The 21,220-nt window shown below is 67.0% G+C and carries 16 protein-coding genes; 7 read left to right on the top strand and 9 right to left on the bottom strand.

Annotation, left to right across the window (positions count from 1 at the left end):
* Positions 1 to 14 precede the first annotated feature (14 nt).
* The 3 genes from rpoB to AWC08_RS22380 all read right to left on the bottom strand — a co-directional run bounded on the left by rpoB (position 15) and on the right by AWC08_RS22380 (position 6,729).
* Positions 15 to 3,500, bottom strand: a complete 3,486-nt coding sequence (rpoB, locus tag AWC08_RS22390) for a DNA-directed RNA polymerase subunit beta (RefSeq protein WP_065137630.1) — start codon at positions 3,498 to 3,500, stop codon at positions 15 to 17.
* A gap of 576 nt (positions 3,501 to 4,076) precedes the next feature.
* A complete protein-coding gene (locus tag AWC08_RS22385) occupies positions 4,077 to 5,081 on the bottom strand; it encodes an ABC transporter ATP-binding protein (RefSeq protein ID WP_055578859.1) in 1,005 nt (334 codons plus the stop codon).
* Positions 5,082 to 5,211: 130 nt separating this feature from the next.
* The gene (locus AWC08_RS22380; RefSeq protein ID WP_065137629.1) at positions 5,212 to 6,729 is read right to left on the bottom strand and encodes a carotenoid oxygenase family protein; all 1,518 of its coding nucleotides are present in this window, start codon (positions 6,727 to 6,729) and stop codon (positions 5,212 to 5,214) included.
* 83 nt (positions 6,730 to 6,812) lie between these two features.
* Here AWC08_RS22380 and AWC08_RS22375 point away from each other — a divergent pair, with 83 nt between their 5' ends.
* Positions 6,813 to 7,490, top strand: a complete 678-nt coding sequence (locus AWC08_RS22375; RefSeq protein WP_065137637.1) for a TetR/AcrR family transcriptional regulator — start codon at positions 6,813 to 6,815, stop codon at positions 7,488 to 7,490.
* Between the two features lie 61 nt (positions 7,491 to 7,551).
* Here AWC08_RS22375 and rplL read toward each other — a convergent pair whose 3' ends face one another.
* The 6 genes from rplL to AWC08_RS22345 form a co-directional block, all read right to left on the bottom strand.
* Positions 7,552 to 7,944: a 50S ribosomal protein L7/L12 gene (gene rplL, locus AWC08_RS22370; RefSeq protein WP_055578857.1), complete on the bottom strand. Its 393-nt coding sequence runs from the start codon at positions 7,942 to 7,944 to the stop codon at positions 7,552 to 7,554.
* Between the two features lie 44 nt (positions 7,945 to 7,988).
* On the bottom strand, positions 7,989 to 8,558 hold the full coding sequence (gene rplJ, locus AWC08_RS22365) for a 50S ribosomal protein L10 (RefSeq protein WP_065137628.1): 570 nt from the start codon (positions 8,556 to 8,558) through the stop codon (positions 7,989 to 7,991).
* 335 nt (positions 8,559 to 8,893) lie between these two features.
* On the bottom strand, positions 8,894 to 9,826 hold the full coding sequence (locus AWC08_RS22360) for an ROK family protein (RefSeq protein ID WP_085088178.1): 933 nt from the start codon (positions 9,824 to 9,826) through the stop codon (positions 8,894 to 8,896).
* Positions 9,826 to 10,443 (bottom strand): DUF7158 domain-containing protein, encoded by a 618-nt coding sequence (locus AWC08_RS22355; protein ID WP_065137626.1) that lies wholly within the window; start codon positions 10,441 to 10,443, stop codon positions 9,826 to 9,828. The genes AWC08_RS22360 and AWC08_RS22355 overlap by 1 nt, the downstream gene beginning before the upstream one ends.
* Before the next feature lie 75 nt (positions 10,444 to 10,518).
* Positions 10,519 to 14,691, bottom strand: a complete 4,173-nt coding sequence (locus tag AWC08_RS22350) for a glycoside hydrolase family 38 N-terminal domain-containing protein (protein WP_069434368.1) — start codon at positions 14,689 to 14,691, stop codon at positions 10,519 to 10,521.
* 9 nt (positions 14,692 to 14,700) lie between these two features.
* On the bottom strand, positions 14,701 to 15,660 hold the full coding sequence (locus AWC08_RS22345) for a helix-turn-helix transcriptional regulator (protein ID WP_065137624.1): 960 nt from the start codon (positions 15,658 to 15,660) through the stop codon (positions 14,701 to 14,703).
* 62 nt (positions 15,661 to 15,722) lie between these two features.
* Between AWC08_RS22345 and AWC08_RS22340 the strand changes: the two genes are divergently transcribed.
* The 6 genes from AWC08_RS22340 to mmaA2 all read left to right on the top strand — a co-directional run bounded on the left by AWC08_RS22340 (position 15,723) and on the right by mmaA2 (position 21,168).
* Entirely contained in the window at positions 15,723 to 16,256 is a 534-nt protein-coding gene (locus AWC08_RS22340) for a DinB family protein (RefSeq protein WP_065137623.1), read from the top strand.
* Positions 16,257 to 16,259: 3 nt separating this feature from the next.
* The gene (locus AWC08_RS22335; protein WP_069434369.1) at positions 16,260 to 16,853 is read left to right on the top strand and encodes a DinB family protein; all 594 of its coding nucleotides are present in this window, start codon (positions 16,260 to 16,262) and stop codon (positions 16,851 to 16,853) included.
* A 95-nt stretch (positions 16,854 to 16,948) separates the two neighbouring features.
* On the top strand, positions 16,949 to 18,304 hold the full coding sequence (locus tag AWC08_RS22330; protein ID WP_069434370.1) for an ABC1 kinase family protein: 1,356 nt from the start codon (positions 16,949 to 16,951) through the stop codon (positions 18,302 to 18,304).
* 4 nt (positions 18,305 to 18,308) lie between these two features.
* Positions 18,309 to 19,214: an alpha/beta fold hydrolase gene (locus AWC08_RS22325; protein WP_065136940.1), complete on the top strand. Its 906-nt coding sequence runs from the start codon at positions 18,309 to 18,311 to the stop codon at positions 19,212 to 19,214.
* An 88-nt stretch (positions 19,215 to 19,302) separates the two neighbouring features.
* Positions 19,303 to 20,163, top strand: a complete 861-nt coding sequence (locus AWC08_RS22320) for a cyclopropane mycolic acid synthase family methyltransferase (RefSeq protein WP_065136943.1) — start codon at positions 19,303 to 19,305, stop codon at positions 20,161 to 20,163.
* Between the two features lie 141 nt (positions 20,164 to 20,304).
* Positions 20,305 to 21,168, top strand: coding sequence for a cyclopropane mycolic acid synthase MmaA2 (gene mmaA2 / locus AWC08_RS22315; RefSeq protein ID WP_069434371.1), 864 nt, complete (start codon positions 20,305 to 20,307; stop codon positions 21,166 to 21,168).
* Positions 21,169 to 21,220: the final 52 nt, after the last annotated feature.

Below are 21,220 nucleotides of genomic sequence, written 5' to 3'. Positions count from 1 at the left end.
GGTTCTGCAGAAGATCAGGCAAGATCCTCGACAGAGGCAGATTCGTTGCGCGACAAGTTGATTCCCAGGTTGGCGGCCGCCCGCTCAAGGTCTTCGTCCTCGCCCTCGCGCAGCTCGATGGCCGCACCGTCCGACGACAGCACCTCAACATTGAGGCACAGCGACTGCAGCTCCTTGAGCAGCACCTTGAACGACTCCGGAATGCCCGGCTCGGGGATGTTCTCGCCCTTGACGATCGCCTCGTAGACCTTGACCCGACCGACGGTGTCGTCGGACTTGATGGTCAGCAGCTCCTGCAGCGTGTAGGCCGCACCGTAGGCCTGCATGGCCCAGCACTCCATCTCACCGAACCGCTGCCCACCGAACTGTGCCTTACCACCGAGGGGCTGCTGGGTGATCATCGAGTACGGACCGGTGGAGCGGGCGTGGATCTTGTCGTCCACCAGGTGGTGCAGCTTCATGATGTACATGTAGCCAACCGTCACCGGGTACGGGAACGGCTCGCCGCTGCGCCCGTCGAACAGCACGGCCTTGCCGTCGCCGTTGACCATCACGTCGCCGTCGCGGTTGGGCAGCGTGCAGGACAGCAGGCCCTGCAGCTCCTCTTCCTTGGCGCCGTCGAACACCGGGGTCGACACGATCTGGTTCGGCGCAGCATGCCGCAGGTCCTCCGGCAGATTGGCCGCCCAGTCGGGTGCACCTTCGATGTTCCAGCCGGCCTTGGCCACCCACCCGAGGTGGGTCTCCAGGATCTGGCCGATGTTCATCCGTCGCGGCACACCGTGGGTGTTCAGGATGATGTCCACCGGCGTGCCGTCCGGCATGAAGGGCATGTCCTCGACAGGCAGGATCTTGCCGATGACGCCCTTATTGCCGTGCCGTCCGGCCAGCTTGTCGCCGTCGGAGATCTTGCGCTTCTGGGCGACGTAGACCCGGACCAGCTCGTTGACGCCGGCGGGCAGTTCGTCGTCGTCCTCGCGGGAGAACACCCGGATGCCGATGACCTTGCCGGACTCACCGTGCGGCACCTTCAGTGAGGTGTCGCGGACCTCGCGGGCCTTCTCGCCGAAAATGGCGCGCAGCAGCCGCTCCTCCGGGGTCAGCTCGGTCTCACCCTTGGGGGTGACCTTGCCGACCAGGATGTCGCCGTCACGAACCTCCGCGCCGATGCGCACGATGCCACGCTCGTCCAGGTCCGCCAGCACCTCGTCGGAGACGTTCGGGATGTCCCGGGTGATCTCCTCGGCGCCCAGCTTGGTGTCGCGGGCGTCGATTTCGTGCTCCTCGATGTGAATCGAAGTCAGCACGTCCTCTTCGACGAGGCGGTTGGACAGGATGATGGCGTCCTCGTAGTTGTGACCCTCCCACGGCATCACGGCCACCAGCAGGTTCTTGCCCAGGGCCATCTCACCGTTCTCGGTGCAGGGGCCGTCGGCAATCACCTGGCCGGCTTCCACGCGGTCACCGGCGTCCACGATCGGCGACTGGTTGGCGCAGGTGCCGTGGTTGGAGCGGGCGAACTTGCGCATCCGGTAGGTGCGCCGGGTGCCCGCGTCGTGCATGACGGTGATGTAGTCCGCCGACACCTCTTCGATGACACCGGCCTCTTCGGCCACGACGACGTCGCCGGCGTCGATCGCCGCACGCAACTCCATGCCGGTGCCCACCAGCGGTGCCTCGCTGCGCACCAGCGGAACCGCCTGGCGCTGCATGTTGGCACCCATCAGGGCACGGTTGGCGTCGTCGTGTTCGAGGAACGGAATCATCGCGGTGGCCACCGACACCATCTGGCGCGGCGAGACGTCCATGTAGTCCACCTCGGACGAGGGCACGTACTCCACCTCGCCCGCCTTGCGGCGGACCAGAACGCGCGGCTCAGCAAACCGGCCGCTCTCGTCGATCGGCGAGTTGGCCTGCGCCACCACGTGGCGGTCCTCCTCGTCGGCGGTGAGGTAGTGGATCTCGTCAGAAACGACTCCATCCACCACCTTCCGATAAGGCGTCTCGATGAAGCCGAACGGGTTGACCCGCGCGTACACCGACAGCGAACCGATCAGGCCGATGTTCGGGCCTTCCGGCGTCTCGATCGGGCACATGCGGCCGTAGTGCGACGGGTGCACGTCACGTACTTCCAGACCCGCACGCTCACGGGACAGACCACCCGGCCCCAGCGCCGACAGACGACGCTTGTGGGTCAGACCCGACAGCGGGTTGTTCTGGTCCATGAACTGCGAGAGCTGGCTGGTGCCGAAGAACTCCTTGATCGCGGCGACGACCGGCCGGATGTTGATCAGGGTCTGCGGCGTGATGGCCTCGACGTCCTGAGTGGTCATCCGCTCGCGCACGACGCGCTCCATCCGGGACATGCCGACCCGGATCTGGTTCTGGATCAGCTCGCCCACGGTGCGCAGCCGGCGGTTGCCGAAGTGGTCGATGTCGTCGGTCTCCACCGGAACCTCGGTCCCGCCCGGAACGGTCATCGTGTGCTGACCCTCGTGGAGGCGGACCAGGTACTCGATGGTGGCGACGACGTCCTCTTCGGTCAGCGTCGAGCTGGTGATCGGATCGCCGACATGCAGGCCCAGCTTCTTGTTGACCTTGTAGCGGCCGACACGGGCCAGGTCGTAGCGCTTCTCCTTGAAGAACAGGTTCTCCAGCAGGGTCTGCGCGGACTCCTTGGTCGGCGGTTCGCCCGGACGCAGCTTGCGGTAGATGTCCAGCAGCGCCTCGTCGGTGCCTGCGGTGTTGTCCTTCTCCAGGGTGCCCATCATGATCTCGGAGAAGCCGAACCGCTCGTGGATCTGCTCGTTGGTCCACCCGAGGGCCTTGAGCAGCACGGTGACGGGCTGGCGGCGCTTGCGGTCGATACGCACACCGACCGTGTCGCGCTTGTCGACGTCGAACTCCAGCCACGCGCCGCGGCTGGGGATCACCTTGACGCTGTGCAGCGTCTTCTCGGTGGACTTGTCGATCGTCTCGTCGAAGTACACGCCGGGCGAGCGGACCAGCTGGCTGACGACGACACGCTCGGTGCCGTTGATGATGAACGTGCCCTTCTCGGTCATCATCGGGAAGTCACCCATGAACACCGTCTGGCTCTTGATCTCACCGGTGTTGTTGTTGATGAACTCGGCGGTGACGAACAGCGGGGCCGCGTACGTCATGTCCTTGTCTTTGCACTCGTCGACCGGCGCCTTGACCTCGTCGAAGCGGGGGTCGGAGAACGACAGCGACATCGAGCCGGAGAAGTCCTCGATCGGTGAGAGCTCGTCAAGCACCTCTTCGAGGCCGCCCTTGGGGCTGACCTCGCCGCGCTCCAGCGCGCGCTCTCGCCACCCCTGCGAGCCGATCAGCCACTCGAAAGAGTCGGTCTGAACGTCAAGCAGCCCCGGAACCTCGAGCGGTTCACGGAGCTTGGCGAAAGAAACGCGGTTCGGCGCCCCAGGTACGGAGTTGTTTGAGCTCTGGCGGAAATCAGCCAAGATGCATCCTTCCAGCACCTCGTGCGACTACGAGAGCTCAAAGGGAGAGCCGGTGCGACCCGGTGCCCACCAAAGCCTGTTCGCCGCAGATATTTTGTGTCGGTTCGGCTGGCGGACGAACTGTCCGGATCTCACGCACGCAACTGAAGCTGAGCCACGGGATGGGCTCAGGCTAAGACCACAATGTCTTTAGCGGCCAAGAGGCGATTGTGAGGTGGGCAGGAAGTAGCCAGCGCAACGTCCAACAATAGCGCAGACGCGCGCATTCCTCAAATACCCACGACAACTAGCAGTCATACGCAGTCCTTGGACTCATGAAGCCCGATGGCGCTGGCTGGCGACCTCGAGTTGCCCGTAGACAGATACGACACATGCTGCCCAACAGATTGACCCGTTTAGCCGTCGTCGTCAAGGGGTGCACGCGGCAAGTTGTGGGAAGTTGTGGTTAATTCGCCGAGGCAGCCCAGCCTGTGAACAGCGTGGGGCACCAGCGTGCGGCAGCCTCACCGAAACCCGTGTGGCGGCAAAATCTCGCCGAGGGCAATTCGTCCGAGAAGCCTGCCCCTACGGGGGCGCGTGGCCCCGCGTGTGGGATCAGTACTCGTGCGACTGGTACTTGTGAGTGCCCTCGAGGTCGTCGAGGATGGCTGCCTGCGCGTCCTTGGGCAACGTGTGCAGCATGGCCCGCACCCGGGCCTGACGACGGGCGACGGCTTTACGTTCGGGCATCCCGGGCGAGGCCACGATCTGCGGGGGCACGCCCTCGATCTCCTCCACACCACCGGCGTGCTGACCGGCGTCCAGCGCGGCCTGCTCCTCGGCCATGGTGGCCTCGTCCTTCTCCTCGGACATGCCGATCGGACCGATCCGACGGCCGTTGAGGAACTGCCGCACCACCGGCTCGTCGCTGGTCAGCAGCACCTCGCGGGGGCCGAACATCACCAGGTGCTTGCGGAAAAGCATGCCCATGTTGTCCGGCACGGTGCGAGCGATGTTGATGTTGTGCGTCACGATCAGGATGGTGGCGTCGATCTGGGCGTTGATGTCCATGATCAGCTGGCTCAGGTAGGCGGTACGAACCGGGTCCAGACCGGAGTCGGGCTCGTCGCAGAGGATGATCTGCGGGTCCAGCACCAGGGCCCGGGCCAGGCCGGCGCGCTTGCGCATACCACCGGAGATCTCACCGGGGAATTTCTTCTCGTCACCGCCGAGACCGACCATCGTCAACTTCTCCATGACGATGTCGCGGATCTCTTTTTCCTTCTTCTTGGTGTGCTCACGCAACGGGAACGCGGTGTTGTCGTAGAGGTTCATCGAGCCGAACAGCGCGCCGTCCTGGAACAGCACGCCGAACAGGGTGCGGATCTCGTACAGCTCCTTGGCCGAGCACTCGATGATGTCGGTGCCGTCGATGATGATCGAGCCCCGCTCCGGCCGGAGCAGACCGATCAGGGATTTGAGGAACACCGACTTGCCGGTACCCGAGGGGCCCAGCAGAACGCTGACCTCCCCGGACGGGATCTCGAGCGTGACGTCTTCCCAGATCCTCGAGGATCCGAAGGACTTCGTGAGTCCGTTGACCTCGATGCTGACGCCCATGGGAAATCCTTCCGTCAACGCGCAAATTCGCCACCAGGCCCCGTGTGGCTTGAGTCACTGTAGCGCACGCGTGGTACGCGACATCAGGGTTGCAAAGATAACAATCTCCCAGGCGGCCTGATCAGCCGCGTCAGCCCGCCGGCGCCCAGTTGCCGTGGAAGCCCATGGGCACCCGCTGAGGCAGGTGGACGGTGGCGACCGGCTCCAAGGTCTGCGCGTCCACCAGCAGCAACTGGCCCTCGTCACGGCCGCGGTGATACCCGTAGCCCATCAGGACGCCATCGTCTTCTGCGGAGCCTTCCCCGCCGGCCGACGGGTTGGGGACGAATGACATCTCGCCGATCACAAGCTCGGGGTCCAGCCTGGCGACCTCACTGGACCCGGTCGCGTAGTCGTGCTTGTAGAGGGCGGTCACCATCGGCATGCCCTGCTGTTGAGCGAGGTAGCCGTCGTCGACACCGACGGCATAGCCGAACCGGTGCCGGGCGCCGGTCAGCGTCTCGTTGATCCGCGGGAACTCCTGCGGCCGGTCGTCGCGCCGTTCGGTGGACACCGAACCCGTCGCCAGGTTGATCGTCCAGCGCTCCAGCATGGGTCGGGTGTCCCCCGGGCCGCGGCGGTCGCGATCGAACATGCGCGAGTAACTCACCACGTCGAGCACCAGGTATTCAGCACCGTTGCGGATCTCGGAGTAGGCGTTGAGCGGGTGGTAGACGTAGCAGGGTTCAATGTCGAACCAGCGCACGTCGCGGTTGGTGCCCTCCCTGGGCATCACCCCGATGCGTGCGGGATACGACGGGTTCCACGCGTAGGGCATCCGGTCGGTCGGCTTGGGATTGCTGTTCAGCCGGGCCGCGATCGGGCTCGGCACCCGCACATGCCCGACCAGCGACTGCATCACTAGTTGGGCCGGCACACTCAGCCAGCGCGGCACCTTCACCGGAAGCACCTGCCCCGGGTCGAACGTGACCGGCAGGTCGTAGATCACCACGTATTTATCGGTGAGAGAGAAATCGTGCATCATCGGCGATCCGCCTACCCGGATGTCGACGGTGCGACGGGCCCGTCCTTGGGTGTCGATCACGGAATACTGCACCGTTCGCCCGCGCGCGAACGAGTAGGAAACGGCATGCAGTTCGCCGGTGTGCGGGTCGCGGTGCGGGTGGGCGGTGTAGCCGCCGTACAGCGTCCCGTCGAAATCGCAGGTGCCGACGGTGTCGAGCTCCTCGGTGAGCTCGTAGTTGGCGACGCCACCCTCCACCAGGGCCAGCGTGCGGCCGGCGTGGGCCAGCACGTTGGTGTTGGCACCCAGGGCCAGCATGCCCGCCCGTGGGTCCAGCCGGGCCGGGGCGGGCTCGCCGAGCTTGGCGGCCACCGACGCGCTGCGCACCCAGCGGTTCCGATACCAGCGGGCCTGCCCGTCCTGCAGCGCCACGCCGTGGACCATTCCGTCGCCGCTGAACCAGTGGTAGGTGGCCGGGTTCACCTCGGCGGCGGGGTTGGGCCCGTTGCGCAGGTAGCGCCCGTCCAGGTGCTCGGGGATGCGCCCGCTCACCTGCAGGTCGGTGGCGGTGACTTCGGCGCTCACCGGTGCCAGAAAGTCCTCGAGGTAGGGGTTCCGGATTTCGGCCGTCTGTGTCGCCGTCATGTCTGAGCTCCTATAACATTGTTATTTCAGCGTTATCCGAACCGTACGCCGCCGACCGGCAGATGGCAATATTGTTTGGCGAGATGACTTCCGACCCGACCCAGCGCAGCGTTCGCGATGACATGCTCCATGCCGCCGTGGGGCTGCTGAACGATTACGGGCCCGACGCGCTGCAGACCCGCAAGGTGGCCAGCGCCGCGGGCACATCGACGATGGCGGTCTACACCCACTTCGGTGGCATGCGCGAACTCATCGCCGCGGTCGCAGAAGAAGGTTTGCGGCAGTTCGGCGTCGCGTTGACGGTGCCAGAGACCGACGATCCGGTGGCCGACCTGATGGCCGTCGGCGCCGCCTACCGGCGTTACGCGATCGAACGGCCACACATGTACCGGCTGATGTTCGGCAGCACCAGCGCGCACGGCATCAAGGCGCCCGCCGGCAACGTCCTGACGCTCACCCTTGCCGATATCGAGCAGCAGGAATCCAGCTTCACGCATCTGGTCCGGGCGGTGCACCGGGCGATGCTCGCCGGCCGCATCACGTCTTACGCCGCGACCAATGATGCCTCCGTGGTCGCGACGGCGGCGCAGTTCTGGGCGCTGATCCACGGCTTCGTGATGCTGGAGCTTGCCGGGTTCTACGGTGACGACGGGATGTCCGCGCTCCCGGTGCTTGTCGGCATGACGAGAAATCTGCTTGTGGCCCTGGGTGATTCACCCGACCTGATCGAGCGGTCGCAACGGTCGATGGCAGCAGGCTGAGCAGACACAAAAACCCCCTTAACCGCAAGGAAAAGGGGGCCTTCGCGTCTGCTCGGCAGAGTTACTTGACGGTGACGCTGGCGCCGGCGGCCTCGAGCTTGCCCTTGGCCTCGTCGGCGGCCTCCTTGGAGACCTTCTCGAGCAGCGGCTTGGGAGCGCTGTCGACCAGGTCCTTAGCCTCCTTGAGGCCCAGGCCGGAGACGATCTCACGCACCACCTTGATGACGCCGATCTTCTTCTCACCGGCGCCCTCGAGGATCACGTCGAACTCCGACTGCTCCTCGGCGGCTTCCGCGGGAGCGCCGCCACCGCCACCGCCGGCCGCGGCGACCGCGACCGGAGCGGCCGCGGTGACCTCGAAGGTCTCCTCGAACTTCTTGACGAAGTCCGACAGCTCCAACAGGGTCATTTCCTTGAAGGCGTCGAGCAGGTCGTCGCTGGAGATCTTTGCCATGGTGTTTTCCTCCTGAATTTCGTGAGTTTCTCGGGTTTGTGGGGTTATTCGGCGGCTTCGGGGCTGGCCTCAGCGGCCGGTGCTTCCGCGGCCGCGGGGCCTTCGGCCTTCTTTTCCTGCAGGGCAGCCAGCAGTCGGGCCATCTGCGACGCGGGTGCGTTGAACAGCCCGGCGGCCTTGGCGAGGTTGCCCTTCATCGCGCCGGCCAGCTTGGCCAGCAGCACCTCGCGGGATTCCAGGTCCGCGATGCGCTCGACTTCGGCGACGGTCAGCGGGTGACCGTCCATGTAGCCGCCCTTGATGACCAGCGCCTTGTGGTCCTTGGCGAAGGTCTTCAGGGCCTTGGCCGCGTCGACGGGCTCGCCGCTGACGAACGCGATGGCCGTCGGGCCGGCGAACAACTCGTCGAGGCCCTCGATGCCGGCCTCCGACGCCGCCCGCTTGATCAGGGTGTTCTTGGCCACCGCGTAGGTGGTCGTCTCCCCCAGCGACCGGCGCAGCTCGGCCAGGTTGGCCACGGACAGGCCGCGGTACTCGGTGATGACCGTCGCCGTCGAGGCCTTGAAGTGCTCGGTGATTTCTGCGACGGCGGTGGCCTTGTCAGCCCTGGCCATGCATACCTCCTACAAAAGTGGTGGCCACCGGAGGAACGACGAACGCCCCGGCGCAGGATGCGGCCGGGGCGTGAAATGCGCCGGCGCGCGCCGGCGATAATGCCTCGTCCTCCTGCGTGGGCCGCCGGGATGTTCCCGGACCTTCAACCGATTGACTCGGTGACCGACGGTCTTTGGTGGATCGGGCACCACAATAGCGTGCGGCCGCGCGATCAGCCAAAACGGTGCCATGGCAGGAGCGCGAGCCGCTATTCGCCGAGCATGAAAACCACGACGCACCCGGCGCGTCTCGTCGTGAACTCCCAATCGGCCTTGAGGAAGCGGCCCGTAACGCCTTATTGCTCGCGCAGCCCGACCAGCCGCGCCGCGCCGACCAGTCCGGCGTCACCGCCGAGTTCGGCCGGCACCACCCGCAGGCCGGTCAGGAAATTCAGCCCCGTGTACTCCACCAAAGCTGCACGCAACGGGTCGAAGAGCAGGCCGCCGGACTTCGCCACCCCCCCGCCGATAACGACGAGATCCAGGTCGCACGCCGCCCCCACCGAGGCGATCATCGCGGCCAGCGCGCGCGTGCCCCGTGCGAAAGCCTGCAAGGCCACCGCGTCGCCGGCCGCCGCCGCCGCGGACAGTTCCCGGGCACCGGCGCCCGGCGGCGCGGACCAGCCGTTGGCCCGGGCCCAGCGCGTCATCGACGGACCGGAGGCGATCGTCTCTACACAGCCGCGGCCGCCGCACGCGCACGGCAGCCCGTCCGGGTCGACCACGACATGACCGACGTGACCGGCGTTGCCGGTGCGGCCGATGTACGGCACGCCGTCGAGCACCAGGCCGCCGCCGACGCCGGTGGAGACCACCATGCCCAGCAGAAAGCCGGCACCGCGGCCGGCTCCGATCCAGTGTTCGCCCAGGGCCATGCAGACACCGTCACCACCGAGCCGGACCGGCACGTTCGGCACCGCGGCCGCCACGCGATCGCGCAGCGGGAAGCCACGCCAGGCCCGGATGTTGACCGGGCTCACGCTGCCGGTGGCCAGGTCGACGGGCCCGGCCGAGGCGATGCCCACCGCCGCCACTGTCCCTCCGGCCGCGCGCACCGCGTCGGCGATCATTGCCGCGACCGCATCCCACACCTGCTCGGCGCTGCCGCCGGCGGGCGTGGGGCAGGTGGCGTTGTAGACCAGCGTGCGGCCGGGGTCGGCGAGGGCGGCGGGGTCGGCGAGTCCGGCGGCGATCTTGGTGCCGCCGATGTCGAGGCAAAGGGTGAGCATCAGTGCCGGTGGGTGTTGTCGGGCTGACGTGGGTCGCCGGGATGTTCGTAACCGGGCGCGAGCTGCACCACCGCGGCGCGGCGGGCGTCGAGCCAGACCCGAAATGCTCGGCGGCGCGCGGCGCCCAACAGGTGCTGAGCGACGGCCGGTCGTACCTCGTCCAGCGGAGGATCCTCGGCCGGAGGTACCCGCCAGCCGTGGCTTCCGGCCCGCGACGGCGCGAACCGCAGCGGGTTGCGGGCGTGGTAGGCGGCCACGTCGTCGGCGCTGATGTCGACGTCCGCCGTGACGTCGGCGAACAGAGCGCGAGCCCGTGGGTCGGCCAGAGCGGCCGCGGCGATGCTGCCGATCTCGAGCCGGGCGGTCGCGTCGGGCAGCAGGTCGATCTCGGACGGGGCGCCGTCGCCGTCGAGGCCGCGGGCGGCCGCCTCGGCGGCGACCACCTGGTCGGTGACGATCAGTTGCGTCAGCCAGCGCCGCAGCTGGCGGCCCTCACTGGTGCCCGGTGCGGGCAGCGCGTTCGCCTGCGGACCATCTCGCAGCCGTGTCTCGCGGGCATCGACGTCCGCGACGGCGACCGGGAAGCCGGCCACCGTTGCTACGTGATCGAGTCTCATGCGCCGCTCCTCCTCATCGCTTCGTCCCCCGCAAGCGGGAGGTGCCCCCACTGCAGCGTCGCCGGCGGGCGGGGTTCATGTCACCGTCACTTTCACCGCCGGCGAATAGATCAGTGTGCCCGCGCATCCCACCCGAACCAGCGCCCACCACTGCCCGGGTTCCAGCCAGACCGGCGGGCTGACGTCGAAGGCGAGTTCCACTCTGCCCTGCGCCGGCAGGTCGGCGCCCAGCACGGCCGGTCCCATCCACTCCCATGTTCCCCACGGGCTGATCAGGTGCGCTTCGACCGCCAGGTCGGCGTGGGCACGGCTGCCGATGGTCACCGAGAAACGCGCCTTGGCCCCAGCCGCCACGGCCACGGCGGCGGGACCGTCGATGAGGTAGACGACCTCGCCCGCGTCGTCACCGATGTCGATGAACGTGACGTCCTCGACCACCTGCCGCCACGCGGGCGGCACGTCGGGCTCGGTGACTCGCAGCTGGGCGCGCACCGGGTACCGCCCGTCCGGCGCGTGGCCCGGTATGCCCAATACGACGTCGGTTTCCAGGTGACCTCCGGCGTCCAGCGTGAATGGCAACTCCACTGGGGCGACCGACCAGCCGTCCGGGCACAGCACGGCGACGGTGCCGGCGAGTGAGAGGTCGGTGCAATCGCTGGCCACGGTCAGGCGCAAGCTCACCTCCCGCAGGTCCGCGCCGGGATCCACACTCACCTGCTGGGGGTGCAGGTGGCCGATGACCGGCAATCCGCCCAGCGGCGCTGGGCCGCGATTGTGCAGCCAGTAACGAGCGTAGAGCGGCTGAGCCGGCTCGGAGTCCGGGGCCAAAGCCGTCTGCTCGTCGCGAAGTGGGGCGATGTCCAGCCGCGCCAAAATCGTCGCCACCTGGTAACCGTGCAGATCGATGAGGCGTCTGCGGCGTTCGGGTTCCTCCAGCAGGTTCGCTTGCGCCAACGCGCGCAGCGTGCCCAGATCCGAGCCGACGACGACGCGGGCGCCGGCCCCGGTCGATTCCACCAGGCGCAACGCGACATGCCCGACCGCGACGGGTTGTGCGCTGCCGGCCGCCAGCGGGTTGCCGGCGGCCTTCAACGCACCCAGCGCCACCCCGTCGGCGGGCTCGACGTGCAGCAGCGAACCCAGTGCCGGCAACAGACCGTGCTGCTCGCGCGGGTTGACGGCGATCAGCGGGTGGGAGAACTGCGCGCTGCGCGACGGGAGGCCGAGTTGGCGCCAGTCACCGTCGCCGCAGATCAGGGCGTAGTCGAAGTCGTGCGTCCAGTGCTGCAGCTGGAAGTTGGAGCCGTCGGGCGCCGTGCGACGCGGTTCGTCGATCCAGATTCCGGACGGCCAGCCGGTGCACGACCGCAGCAGCGCGGTGTGCAGCGTGCCGTCGGTTTCGACGGCGAAACTTGGCACACCACGGTTGAGTAGAGCGACCGTATAGTCCTCGAACGGCTCTGCCGATAACGGAACTTGTTGTGCGACAACAATTTCGGCGTCACTCAAGTCGAGAGCGACAGCCGCGATCGCGGCGGTCAGATTCCGCGCGCCGTTGCCGTCGACGATGAGCACCGGCAGGGCGTCGCAGGCGCGCAGGTCGGCGCCGGGGACCCACCGCGCGGCCAAGTCCGCCGCGGCCGGCACCCAAACCCGAGCTTGGCCCGTCTGCGCCAGCTGTCGCTCCAGTTCGGCGGTGTAGTCAGGGCTGGCTTGCGCGAGCACCGCCGCGGTGAACGCATTGCGCGCGGGGCCGCCGAGCGCGATGCGGACGTCCGGGAGATTGGAGTCGACGTCGAGGTTGCCGTAGCGCGGCTTTTCGGCGCCGCTGCAGGTGGCCGTCACCCCCGCGCGCACCAGCGCCACCATGAGGTCCCGGGCCAGCGGGCCGGCGACCGACTCGGACGGCGCCACTACTTCGGCTACCGATACCGCTCGGGTGTCGCTGCCGATGCGGACGCGGGCCGCCGAGGACAACCCGAACCAGCCGTAGGCCGGGTTGTCCAGCGTCCACAGGTGCTCAGCGGTGTCGACCGATCGATCACCGTCATGCAGTAACGCGAAACCCCGCCCGACGACGGCGTCCCCGACCTCGCTGACCGGCATGGCGCCGGGTACCGGACACGGCCACCGCAGCCGCACCAACCGGTCTTCGCCCGCGAAATCGTCGATGCTGGTGCGGCAGGCGACGCGGTCCGTGCCACGCCACAAGGTGACGGTCTGGGTGTAGCGCAGCAGCTCGCCGACGCGGCCCCGGACCACCAGCCGCTCACCGAGCGGCCCGCGGTATGCCTGCACGGTGGCGGGGAATTCGGAGCTGCCCACCACCGGTCCGCGCGGGAGCAGATGCCACGGCCCCTCACCCTGGGCCGGATGCGACGCATATTCCTCGTAGATCGCGAGCTCGTTGCCCAGCCGGCCGGCGGCGATCAACTCCCGGTCGCCGCGGATCAGCGACGTCACCGCCCCGCCGCGCTGTGGGTCGGCGGTGAGCCGGTAGTACTCGTTGGCGATCTGCGTCCCGGCGATCGGCCCCCAGCCGGTGGGGCTCGGCGCTGGAACCAATTGATAAGTCCGCCATCCCAGCGAGGGCACGTCTTCGGCCAGCCAGGTCACCGACCGTCCGTCGTGCTCGACATGCACTGCCAGCTCGGCGCCCTCGGAGTCGAGCACCCGGACACCGGCGCCCAGTGGCCGCTCCAGCCGGGCCGTGACGACGTCGGTGCGCGGCTGCGTCAGCGGGTTCCACACCACCACCGAGTCAGCCCCGCCGCCCACCAGCCCGGACAGCACCTGCAACGCGTTGTCGCGGCAGGTGCGGCCCAACTCCCACGCGTCTCGCCAGCCCGTGAGCAGATCGAGGTACACCTGGTCGGATTCCGAGCCGGTGATCGCGTCGTGGTGAGCGCCGTACGCGAGTTGCACCCACGCCTTGGCGAACGCGGCCTGCGGGTACGGCGCCCCGGTCAGCACGCCGGCGAACACCGCGAAGCGCTCCGCCTCGAGCACCGTGTTCTCGGCGGCCCGGTTGGCCTGTTTGGTGTCGATATAGGACACGTCCTTGCCGGTGTAGATGGGGTTCATGTCGCGGGTCTGCGGCGACGCGACCACGCCACGTTCGGCGAGTTCGGCACGCACCGCCGCAAAGAACTCCCGCGGCAGCCCGCACACGAACCGCGGCCAGGTGTACCGCCCTGCCCAGTCGCGGTGGATCTCGGTGACCCACTTGTTCGGCGGCGTGTAGTCCGTGCCGACCGGCAGCAGCACGTTGCGGGTCAGGGCAACCTTCTTCAGTTGGCCGAACAGCGCATAGGTGGCTTCCTCGGCTTCGGCCAGCGTGGTCGACGAGTCCATCCACCAGCCCGCCGAGTAATGCGCGGGCATGTAGTGGGTGAGCAGGCCCCGCCCGGACGGCGAGATCCACTCGAACTCACTGGAGAACTGCATCCGGTCCACATCGCCCCCGGACGCGGGGCCCCACTGATGGTGCGGGCCGCGGGCCCACGAGCTCGACGTCAGACCCGCGTCGGCGGCCATGCCCGGGAACTGCGGGTCATGCCCGAACACGTCGAGCTGCCAGGCCGTGGCCGGGTCGGCGCCCAGCACGTCACGCTGAAAACCGATGCCGTGCACCATGTTCCGGATAGTGGTTTCGGGGCTGGTGAGGTTGGTGTTGGGCTCGTTGTAGGTGCCGCCCATCACTTCGACCCGCCCCTGCGCGAGGAACCGGCGCAGGTCGGCGCGGTCCTCGGGCCGGGTGTCCCAATAGGGCTTGAGGTAGTCGACTTCGGCCAGCACGAATTTGTACTCCGGCTCGCGGCGGGCCATTTCCAGGTGGGCGTGCACCAACTCGAACCCGTTGGTCTGACGGGCGCGCCCGGGCGGGTCTTCATGCCACTGACTGGTATAGGCGGCCTGCGTATTCCACCAGACCGGGTCGTAGTGGAAGTGGCTGACCATGAACATCGTCCAGCCGGGCTCGGCCACCACGAAGTCAAAGCTCAGGCTGGTTCCCGCGGCATGAACCCGCGCGGCGATCCGGGCCCCGACGACCGGGCGGTCCACCGAGACGGCAACCTCGACCACCTCTTGCCCGGCTCCGACGAGCGCCGCCCCGCGTAGCCCCTCACCGTCAACAGAAAGCCCGATCGGCTCGGTGCATCCGGCAACGACGACGCGAACCAATTGCAGCGGCACCTCCGGCGGGCCTACGAACAGCTCCGTCGAAGCCGCCGAAAGCAGTTGCATGACCGCACCTTACGGTGCGCCACCCGCGCGTCGGAGACGTTTGCCCACCGCACCCGCCGCCGCCCGCACCTCGGCCGGTTCCAGCACGGTGAACTCGGCGCCGACCATCGCGAAGTGCAGCACCATCCGCTGTGGATCGTCGCCGCCGGCCGTCACCACGCAGGCCGCGTCTCCCTCGGGTTCCACAGTCATCGACTGTGGCGAGAAGTGGCGCGCGACAACCGACGCGGGCAGCTGGTAACGAACTCGAGCCACGTACCGGTACGGCGCGGCGCTGATCGCGTGCCGAAGGAACTCGCGAGCGTCCGGCGCCGGCCGCGGTACGAAGGTGCTGCCCGCCGCGCGCGTTGCACTCATCCGGTCCAGTCTCAGGGTTCGCCAGTCATTGCGGTCGCGGTCGTAGGCCAACAGATACCACCGCCGGCCGGTGGTCACCAGTTGGTAGGGCTCCAGGCGGCGCCGGCTCGCAATGCCGTCCCGCGCGGTGTAGCCGGCCGTCACGTGCTCATGGTCCCGGCACGCCCGCGCCAGCGTCATCAGCGTGTCGGGGTCCACCGGGGTGTCGACCACGTCCGGCACCAGCGTGACGGTCGCCTCGTGCACCGCGGCCACCTGGGAGCGCAGCCGGGCCGGCAATACCTGATCCAGCTTGCTGAGGGCCCGCAACGCGGATTCGCCGACCCCGGCCACACTGCCGCCGGCGGCGAGCCGCAGACACACCGCGACGGCCACCGCCTCGTCCGGATCAAGCAGCAACGGCGGCAACGCCGCGCCGGCGCCCAGCCGATAACCGCCGCCCGCGCCCTTGCTGGCTTCCACCGGATAACCCAGTGCCCGCAGGCGTTCTACGTCGCGGCGCACACTTCGTCCCGTGACCGACAGCTGCCGCGCCAGTTCCTCGCCGGTCCACACCCGACGCGACTGCAGCAAACCCAGCAGCTGCAACACCCGGCCGGTGGTCTCCGACATGCCGGCAATTCTCCCCCATTTTTAGGACAGAAACTGTCCGCTATAGCTGACAGGCTGTGCCCATGGCAGACCTCACCACCCAATTGGCCGACCAGCTCGACTGGCACTGGCAAGCCCAATTACGCCCCCGCCTCGACGGCCTGACCGACGACGAATATTTCTGGCAGCCGGTCCCCGATTGCTGGACCGTGCATCCGAACGGCTCGGTGGATTTCGCGTATCCGAGCCCTAGCCCGACGCCGTTCACCACCATCGCCTGGCGGCTGGCTCATCTCATCGTCGGAGTGTTCGCCATGCGCAACCACCACCACTTCGGCGGCCCGCCCGCCGACTACGAGAATTGGCGCTACGCCACCGATGCGGCGACCGCTTTGCACCAACTCGACAAGGAGTACGCGGCGTGGATCACCGGTGTGCGGGCGCTGTCCGGCGCGGACCTCAACCGGCCGTGCGGTCCATCGGAAGGCCCCTACGCCTCCTATGCGCTCAGTGAACTGATCCTGCACATCAACCGGGAGGCGATCCATCACGGCGCTGAAATCGCTTGTCTACGAGATCTTTACGTACACCACCAGCTGCACGACAGAAAGGACTGACCGATGCCGGCCCTCGCCCCTCCGGTCGCCGACGAACGCGGCGCCCTGCGCGAATTCCTCGCCTATCACCAGAACGCCTATTTCGCGGTCTGCTACGGCCTCACCGACGAACAAGCGCGGTCGGCTCCGTCGGCCAGCGCACTGTCCATCGGCGGCCTGATCAAGCATGTCACCGGTATGCAGCGGACGTGGATGGCCCGGGTGGCGGCCGCGCCGGATGCGCCGCCGAAGGACCCGCGGCCGTTCGAGGAACGCTCCGCCGAACATGCCGACCAATTTGTGATGCTGCCCGGTGAAACCCTCGACGGGTTGCTCGAAGCATTCACCGCGCAGAATTCCGAGTCCCTTCGATTGGCAGAAACGGCCGACCTCGACGCCGCGGTCCCGGTCCCGCGGGACGCGCCGTGGTTTCCCTCCGACGTCGCCGCCTGGTCGGTTCGCTGGGTGTTCCTGCACGTCATCAACGAACTGGCCCGCCATGCCGGGCACGCCGACATCGTCCGGGAGAGCATCGACGGAGCGACCATGTACGAGCTGATCGCGGGGCGGGAGAACTGGAAACCGGAGCCGTGGCTGACGCCCTGGCAACCCGAATAGCGCCCCAGGCATTGGGTGTACGGCGCTCAATTTCCGCGCGTGAGCGGCCTCACGCGAATTGGGAATTGGCTCCACCTGTTTGGCAGACTGCAGAAATGAGTTCCACCAAACACCGCGATGTGGCCAAGCTTGACCGGGTGCCGCTACCGGTCGAAGCGGCCCGGGTAGCTGTCACCGGTTGGCAGGTAACCCGCACCGCCGCTCGGGTGCTCACCAAGCTCCCGGGCAAGGGAGCGTGGCAACAGAAGGTCATCAAGGAAATTCCCCAAACCTTCGCCGACCTGGGCCCGACGTACGTCAAGTTCGGACAGATCATCGCGTCCAGTCCCGGCGCTTTCGGCGAATCGCTGTCCCGCGAATTCCGCGGTCTGCTGGACCGGGTGCCACCCGCCGACACCGGCGAGGTACACAAGCTGCTCATCGAGGAACTCGGCGACGAGCCGGCCAACCTGTTCGCGACATTCGAAGAGACGCCTTTCGCGTCGGCGTCGATCGCGCAGGTGCATTACGCGACGCTGAAGACCGGCGAAGACGTCGTCGTCAAGATCCAGCGACCAGGTATCCGCCGCCGGGTGGCCGCCGACCTGCAGATCCTGCAGCGCTTCGCCCAGGCCGTCGAGCTGGCGAAGCTGGGGCGCCGGCTATCGGCACAGGACGTGGTCGCCGACTTCTCCGACAACCTGGCCGAGGAGCTGGACTTCCGGCTGGAAGCGCAGTCGATGGACGCCTGGGTATCCCATCTGCACGCGTCACCGTTGGGCAAGAACATCCGGGTGCCGCAGGTGCACTGGAATTTCACCAGCGAGCGGGTGCTGACCATGGAACGGGTGCAGGGCATCCGCATCGACAACGTCGCGGCCATCCGCAAAGCCGGCTTCGACGGCACCGAACTCGTCAAGGCGTTGCTGTTCAGCGTCTTCGAAGGCGGGCTGCGGCACGGCCTGTTCCACGGCGACCTGCACGCGGGCAACCTCTACGTCGACGACGAAGGCCGCATCGTGTTCTTCGACTTCGGGATCATGGGCCGCATCGATCCGCGCACCCGATGGCTGCTGCGGGAGCTGGTATACGCGCTGCTGGTCAAGAAGGACCACGCCGCGGCGGGCAAGATCGTGGTGCTGATGGGCGCCGTCGGCACCATGAAGCCCGAGGCCGAGGCCGCCAAGGACCTGGAGAAGTTCGCCACCCCGCTGACCATGCAGTCCCTCGGCGACATGTCGTATGCCGACATCGGCCGCCAGCTCTCGGCGCTGGCCGACGCCTACGACGTCAAACTGCCCCGCGAGCTGGTGCTGATCGGCAAGCAGTTCCTCTACGTCGAGCGGTACATGAAGCTGCTGGCGCCCAAGTGGCAGATGATGTCCGACCCGCAGCTCACCGGCTATTTCGCCAACTTCATGGTCGAGGTCAGCCGCGAGCATCAATCCAACCCCCAGTCCAACGAGGTGTAGGTAAGTGGAAGTTCGCAGTGGCACCGCGGTATCGGGTGATCTGAAGCTGTATTACGAGGACATGGGCGACCTCGACCACCCGCCCGTGCTGCTGATCATGGGCCTGGGCGCCCAGATGTTGTTATGGCGGACCGAGTTCTGCGAGCAACTCGTCAGCCAGGGCTTGCGGGTCATCCGCTACGACAACCGTGATGTCGGGCTGTCCAGCAAGACGGAGCGCCACCGCGACCCTCAGCCCCTGGCGACGCGGATGGCGCGCTCGTTCCTCGGTTTGCCCAGCCGCTCGGCTTACAAGCTCGAGGACATGGCCGACGACGCCGCAGCGCTGCTCGATCACCTCGGTATCGAGGGCGCACACGTCGTCGGAGCATCGATGGGCGGCATGATCGCGCAGGTTTTCGCCGCGCAATACGCGCAGCGAACCCAGACGCTGGCGGTGATCTTCTCCAGCAATAACCATCGGTTCCTGCCGCCGCCTGCGCCGCGCGCTCTGCTGTCGCTCATCAAGGGCCCGCCGCCGAGCTCGCCGCGCGAAGTGATCATCGACAACTCCATCCGGGTCAGCAAGATCATCGGCAGCCCGCAGTACCCGACGCCCGAGGAACAGATGCGGGCCGATGCCGCCGAAGCCTACGACCGCAACTATCACCCGTGGGGTATCTCCCAGCAGTTCAGCGCCATCATGGGCAGCGGCAGCCTGCTGCACTACGACCGGCGCATTACTGCCCCGACTGTCGTCATCCACGGCAAGGCGGATAAACTAATGCGCCCCTTCGGCGGCCGGGCGGTCGCCAAGGCAATCGACGGTGCCCGATTGGTGTTGGTCGACGGCATGGGTCATGATCTGCCCAAGCAGTTGTGGAGTCGCGTCATCGGTGAGCTGACTAGCAACTTCGCTGCCGCCGGTTGAACCGACAGCCGACGGCGTCGGGATGCCTCGCGCAGGGGTGTCACGCAAATACGAGAAACGCAACGGTGTGCGCTGGAGGTGGTCCGATATGGCCGAACTGAGACCGTATTACGAAGAGTCGCAAGCGACTTACGACATTTCCGACGAGTTCTTCGCGCTGTTCCTGGACCCCAACATGGTGTACACCTGCGCTTACTTCGAGCGCGATGACATGACGCTCGAAGAGGCGCAGTTGGCGAAGCTGGATCTGGCGCTGAACAAGCTGAACCTGGAACCGGGCATGACGCTGCTCGACGTCGGCTGCGGGTGGGGCGGTGCGGTGGTTCGCGCCGTCGAGAAGTACGACGTCAACGTCATCGGCATCACCCTGAGCCGCAACCACTACCTGCGCAGCAAGGCCAGACTCGCAGCGATCCCCACCACGCGGCACGCCGAGGCGCGGTTGCAGGGCTGGGAGGAGTTCAACGAAAAGGTCGATCGAATCGTCAGTTTCGAGGCGTTCGACGCCTTCAAGAAAGAGCGCTGGCCCGCGTTCTTCGATCGCGCCTACGAGATCCTGCCCGACGACGGCAGCATGCTGCTGCACAGCATCTTCACCCACGAGCAGACGTACTGGCGTGACCACGGCATCACGGTGACCATGAGCGACCTGCGTTTCTTCCGCTTCCTGGCCACCGAAATCTTCCCGGGCGGCGGGATGTGCGGTGAGGTCGACATCATCGACAACGCAAAGAACAGCGGATTCTCGGTCGGCGAGATCCAATATCTGCAGCCGCATTACGCACGCACGCTGGACATGTGGGCGGCCAATCTGGAAGCCAATCGCGAGCAGGCTATCGCTGTGCAGTCCCAAGAGGTTTACGACCGTTTCATGCGGTATTTGACGGGCTGCGCGAACCTGTTCCGCAAGGGCCTGTCCAATGTCGCGCAATATACGCTGACGAAATAGCAAAAAGCCGCTGACCAGCGTTGACGCTGTCGCGGTTTAGTAATGACGCGCCGCGTCGGATAACATGCTGCAGGCATGCACGGGGGGATGCGACGACGCGTGCGATCGTGGGCCGCTCCTGGTCCAGAAAGGCAATAAAACATGGCTGCGAAGCTGAAGCCGCACTTTGACGATGTGCAGGCACACTACGACCTGTCCGACGACTTCTTCCGGCTGTTTCTGGACCCCACCCAGACTTACAGCTGCGCATATTTCGAGCGCGACGACATGACGCTGGAAGAGGCCCAGATCGCCAAGATCGACCTGGCGCTGGGCAAGCTGGGCCTGCAGCCCGGCATGACGCTGCTCGATGTCGGCTGCGGGTGGGGCGCCACCATGCGCCGCGCAATCGAGAAGTACGACGTCAACGTCATCGGCCTCACCCTGTCGAAGAACCAGGCCGCGCACGTGCAGCAGACGTTCGACGAACTGGACACCCAGCGCAGCCGGCGCGTGCTGTTGGAAGGCTGGGAGCAGTTCGACGAACCCGTCGACCGCATCGTCTCGATCGGCGCTTTCGAGCACTTCGGCTTCGACCGCTACGACGACTTCTTCGCGCTGGCGCACCGGGTGCTGCCGGCCGACGGCGTCATGCTGCTGCACACCATCACCGCCCTGACCGGCCCGCAGATGGCCGAACGCGGCATGCCGTTGACCTTCGAGGGCGCCCGGTTCGCGAAGTTCATCATGACCGAGATCTTCCCGGGCGGCCGGTTGCCGTCGATCGAGAAGGTGGCGGAGCATTCCGCCAAGGCGGGCTTCACGCTGACCCGTCGCCAGTCACTGCAGCCGCACTACGCCCGCACTCTCGACCTGTGGGCCGCGGCATTGGAGTCGCGCCGCGATGAGGCCATCGAGATCCAGTCCGAAGAGGTCTACGACCGGTACATGAAGTATCTGACCGGGTGCGCGAACTCGTTCCGGATCGGGTACATCGACGTCAACCAGTTCACCCTGGAAAAGTAGCGGGAAGGCGACCAGAGTGAGGTATGAAGGGTCCCGCCTCAATTAATCCCGG

Origin of the sequence: Mycobacterium gordonae (assembly GCF_002101675.1) — a bacterium.
GTDB lineage: Bacteria > Actinomycetota > Actinomycetes > Mycobacteriales > Mycobacteriaceae > Mycobacterium > Mycobacterium gordonae.
This window is presented reverse-complemented; position numbering and strand designations above follow the sequence as displayed.

Bases quoted from the DNA above. Each gene is read 5' to 3' on its own strand.
- AWC08_RS22385 (WP_055578859.1), bottom strand. From the start codon at position 5,081: ATGGGCGTCAGCATCGAGGTCAACGGACTCACGAAGTCCTTCGGATCC.
- AWC08_RS22380 (WP_065137629.1), bottom strand. From the start codon at position 6,729: ATGACGGCGACACAGACGGCCGAAATCCGGAACCCCTACCTCGAGGAC.
- AWC08_RS22375 (WP_065137637.1), top strand. From the start codon at position 6,813: ATGACTTCCGACCCGACCCAGCGCAGCGTTCGCGATGACATGCTCCAT.
- rplL (WP_055578857.1), bottom strand. From the start codon at position 7,944: ATGGCAAAGATCTCCAGCGACGACCTGCTCGACGCCTTCAAGGAAATG.
- rplJ (WP_065137628.1), bottom strand. From the start codon at position 8,558: ATGGCCAGGGCTGACAAGGCCACCGCCGTCGCAGAAATCACCGAGCAC.
- AWC08_RS22360 (WP_085088178.1), bottom strand. From the start codon at position 9,826: ATGCTCACCCTTTGCCTCGACATCGGCGGCACCAAGATCGCCGCCGGA.
- AWC08_RS22355 (WP_065137626.1), bottom strand. From the start codon at position 10,443: ATGAGACTCGATCACGTAGCAACGGTGGCCGGCTTCCCGGTCGCCGTC.
- AWC08_RS22350 (WP_069434368.1), bottom strand. From the start codon at position 14,691: ATGCAACTGCTTTCGGCGGCTTCGACGGAGCTGTTCGTAGGCCCGCCG.
- AWC08_RS22345 (WP_065137624.1), bottom strand. From the start codon at position 15,660: ATGTCGGAGACCACCGGCCGGGTGTTGCAGCTGCTGGGTTTGCTGCAG.
- AWC08_RS22340 (WP_065137623.1), top strand. From the start codon at position 15,723: ATGGCAGACCTCACCACCCAATTGGCCGACCAGCTCGACTGGCACTGG.
- AWC08_RS22335 (WP_069434369.1), top strand. From the start codon at position 16,260: ATGCCGGCCCTCGCCCCTCCGGTCGCCGACGAACGCGGCGCCCTGCGC.
- AWC08_RS22330 (WP_069434370.1), top strand. From the start codon at position 16,949: ATGAGTTCCACCAAACACCGCGATGTGGCCAAGCTTGACCGGGTGCCG.
- AWC08_RS22320 (WP_065136943.1), top strand. From the start codon at position 19,303: ATGGCCGAACTGAGACCGTATTACGAAGAGTCGCAAGCGACTTACGAC.
- mmaA2 (WP_069434371.1), top strand. From the start codon at position 20,305: ATGGCTGCGAAGCTGAAGCCGCACTTTGACGATGTGCAGGCACACTAC.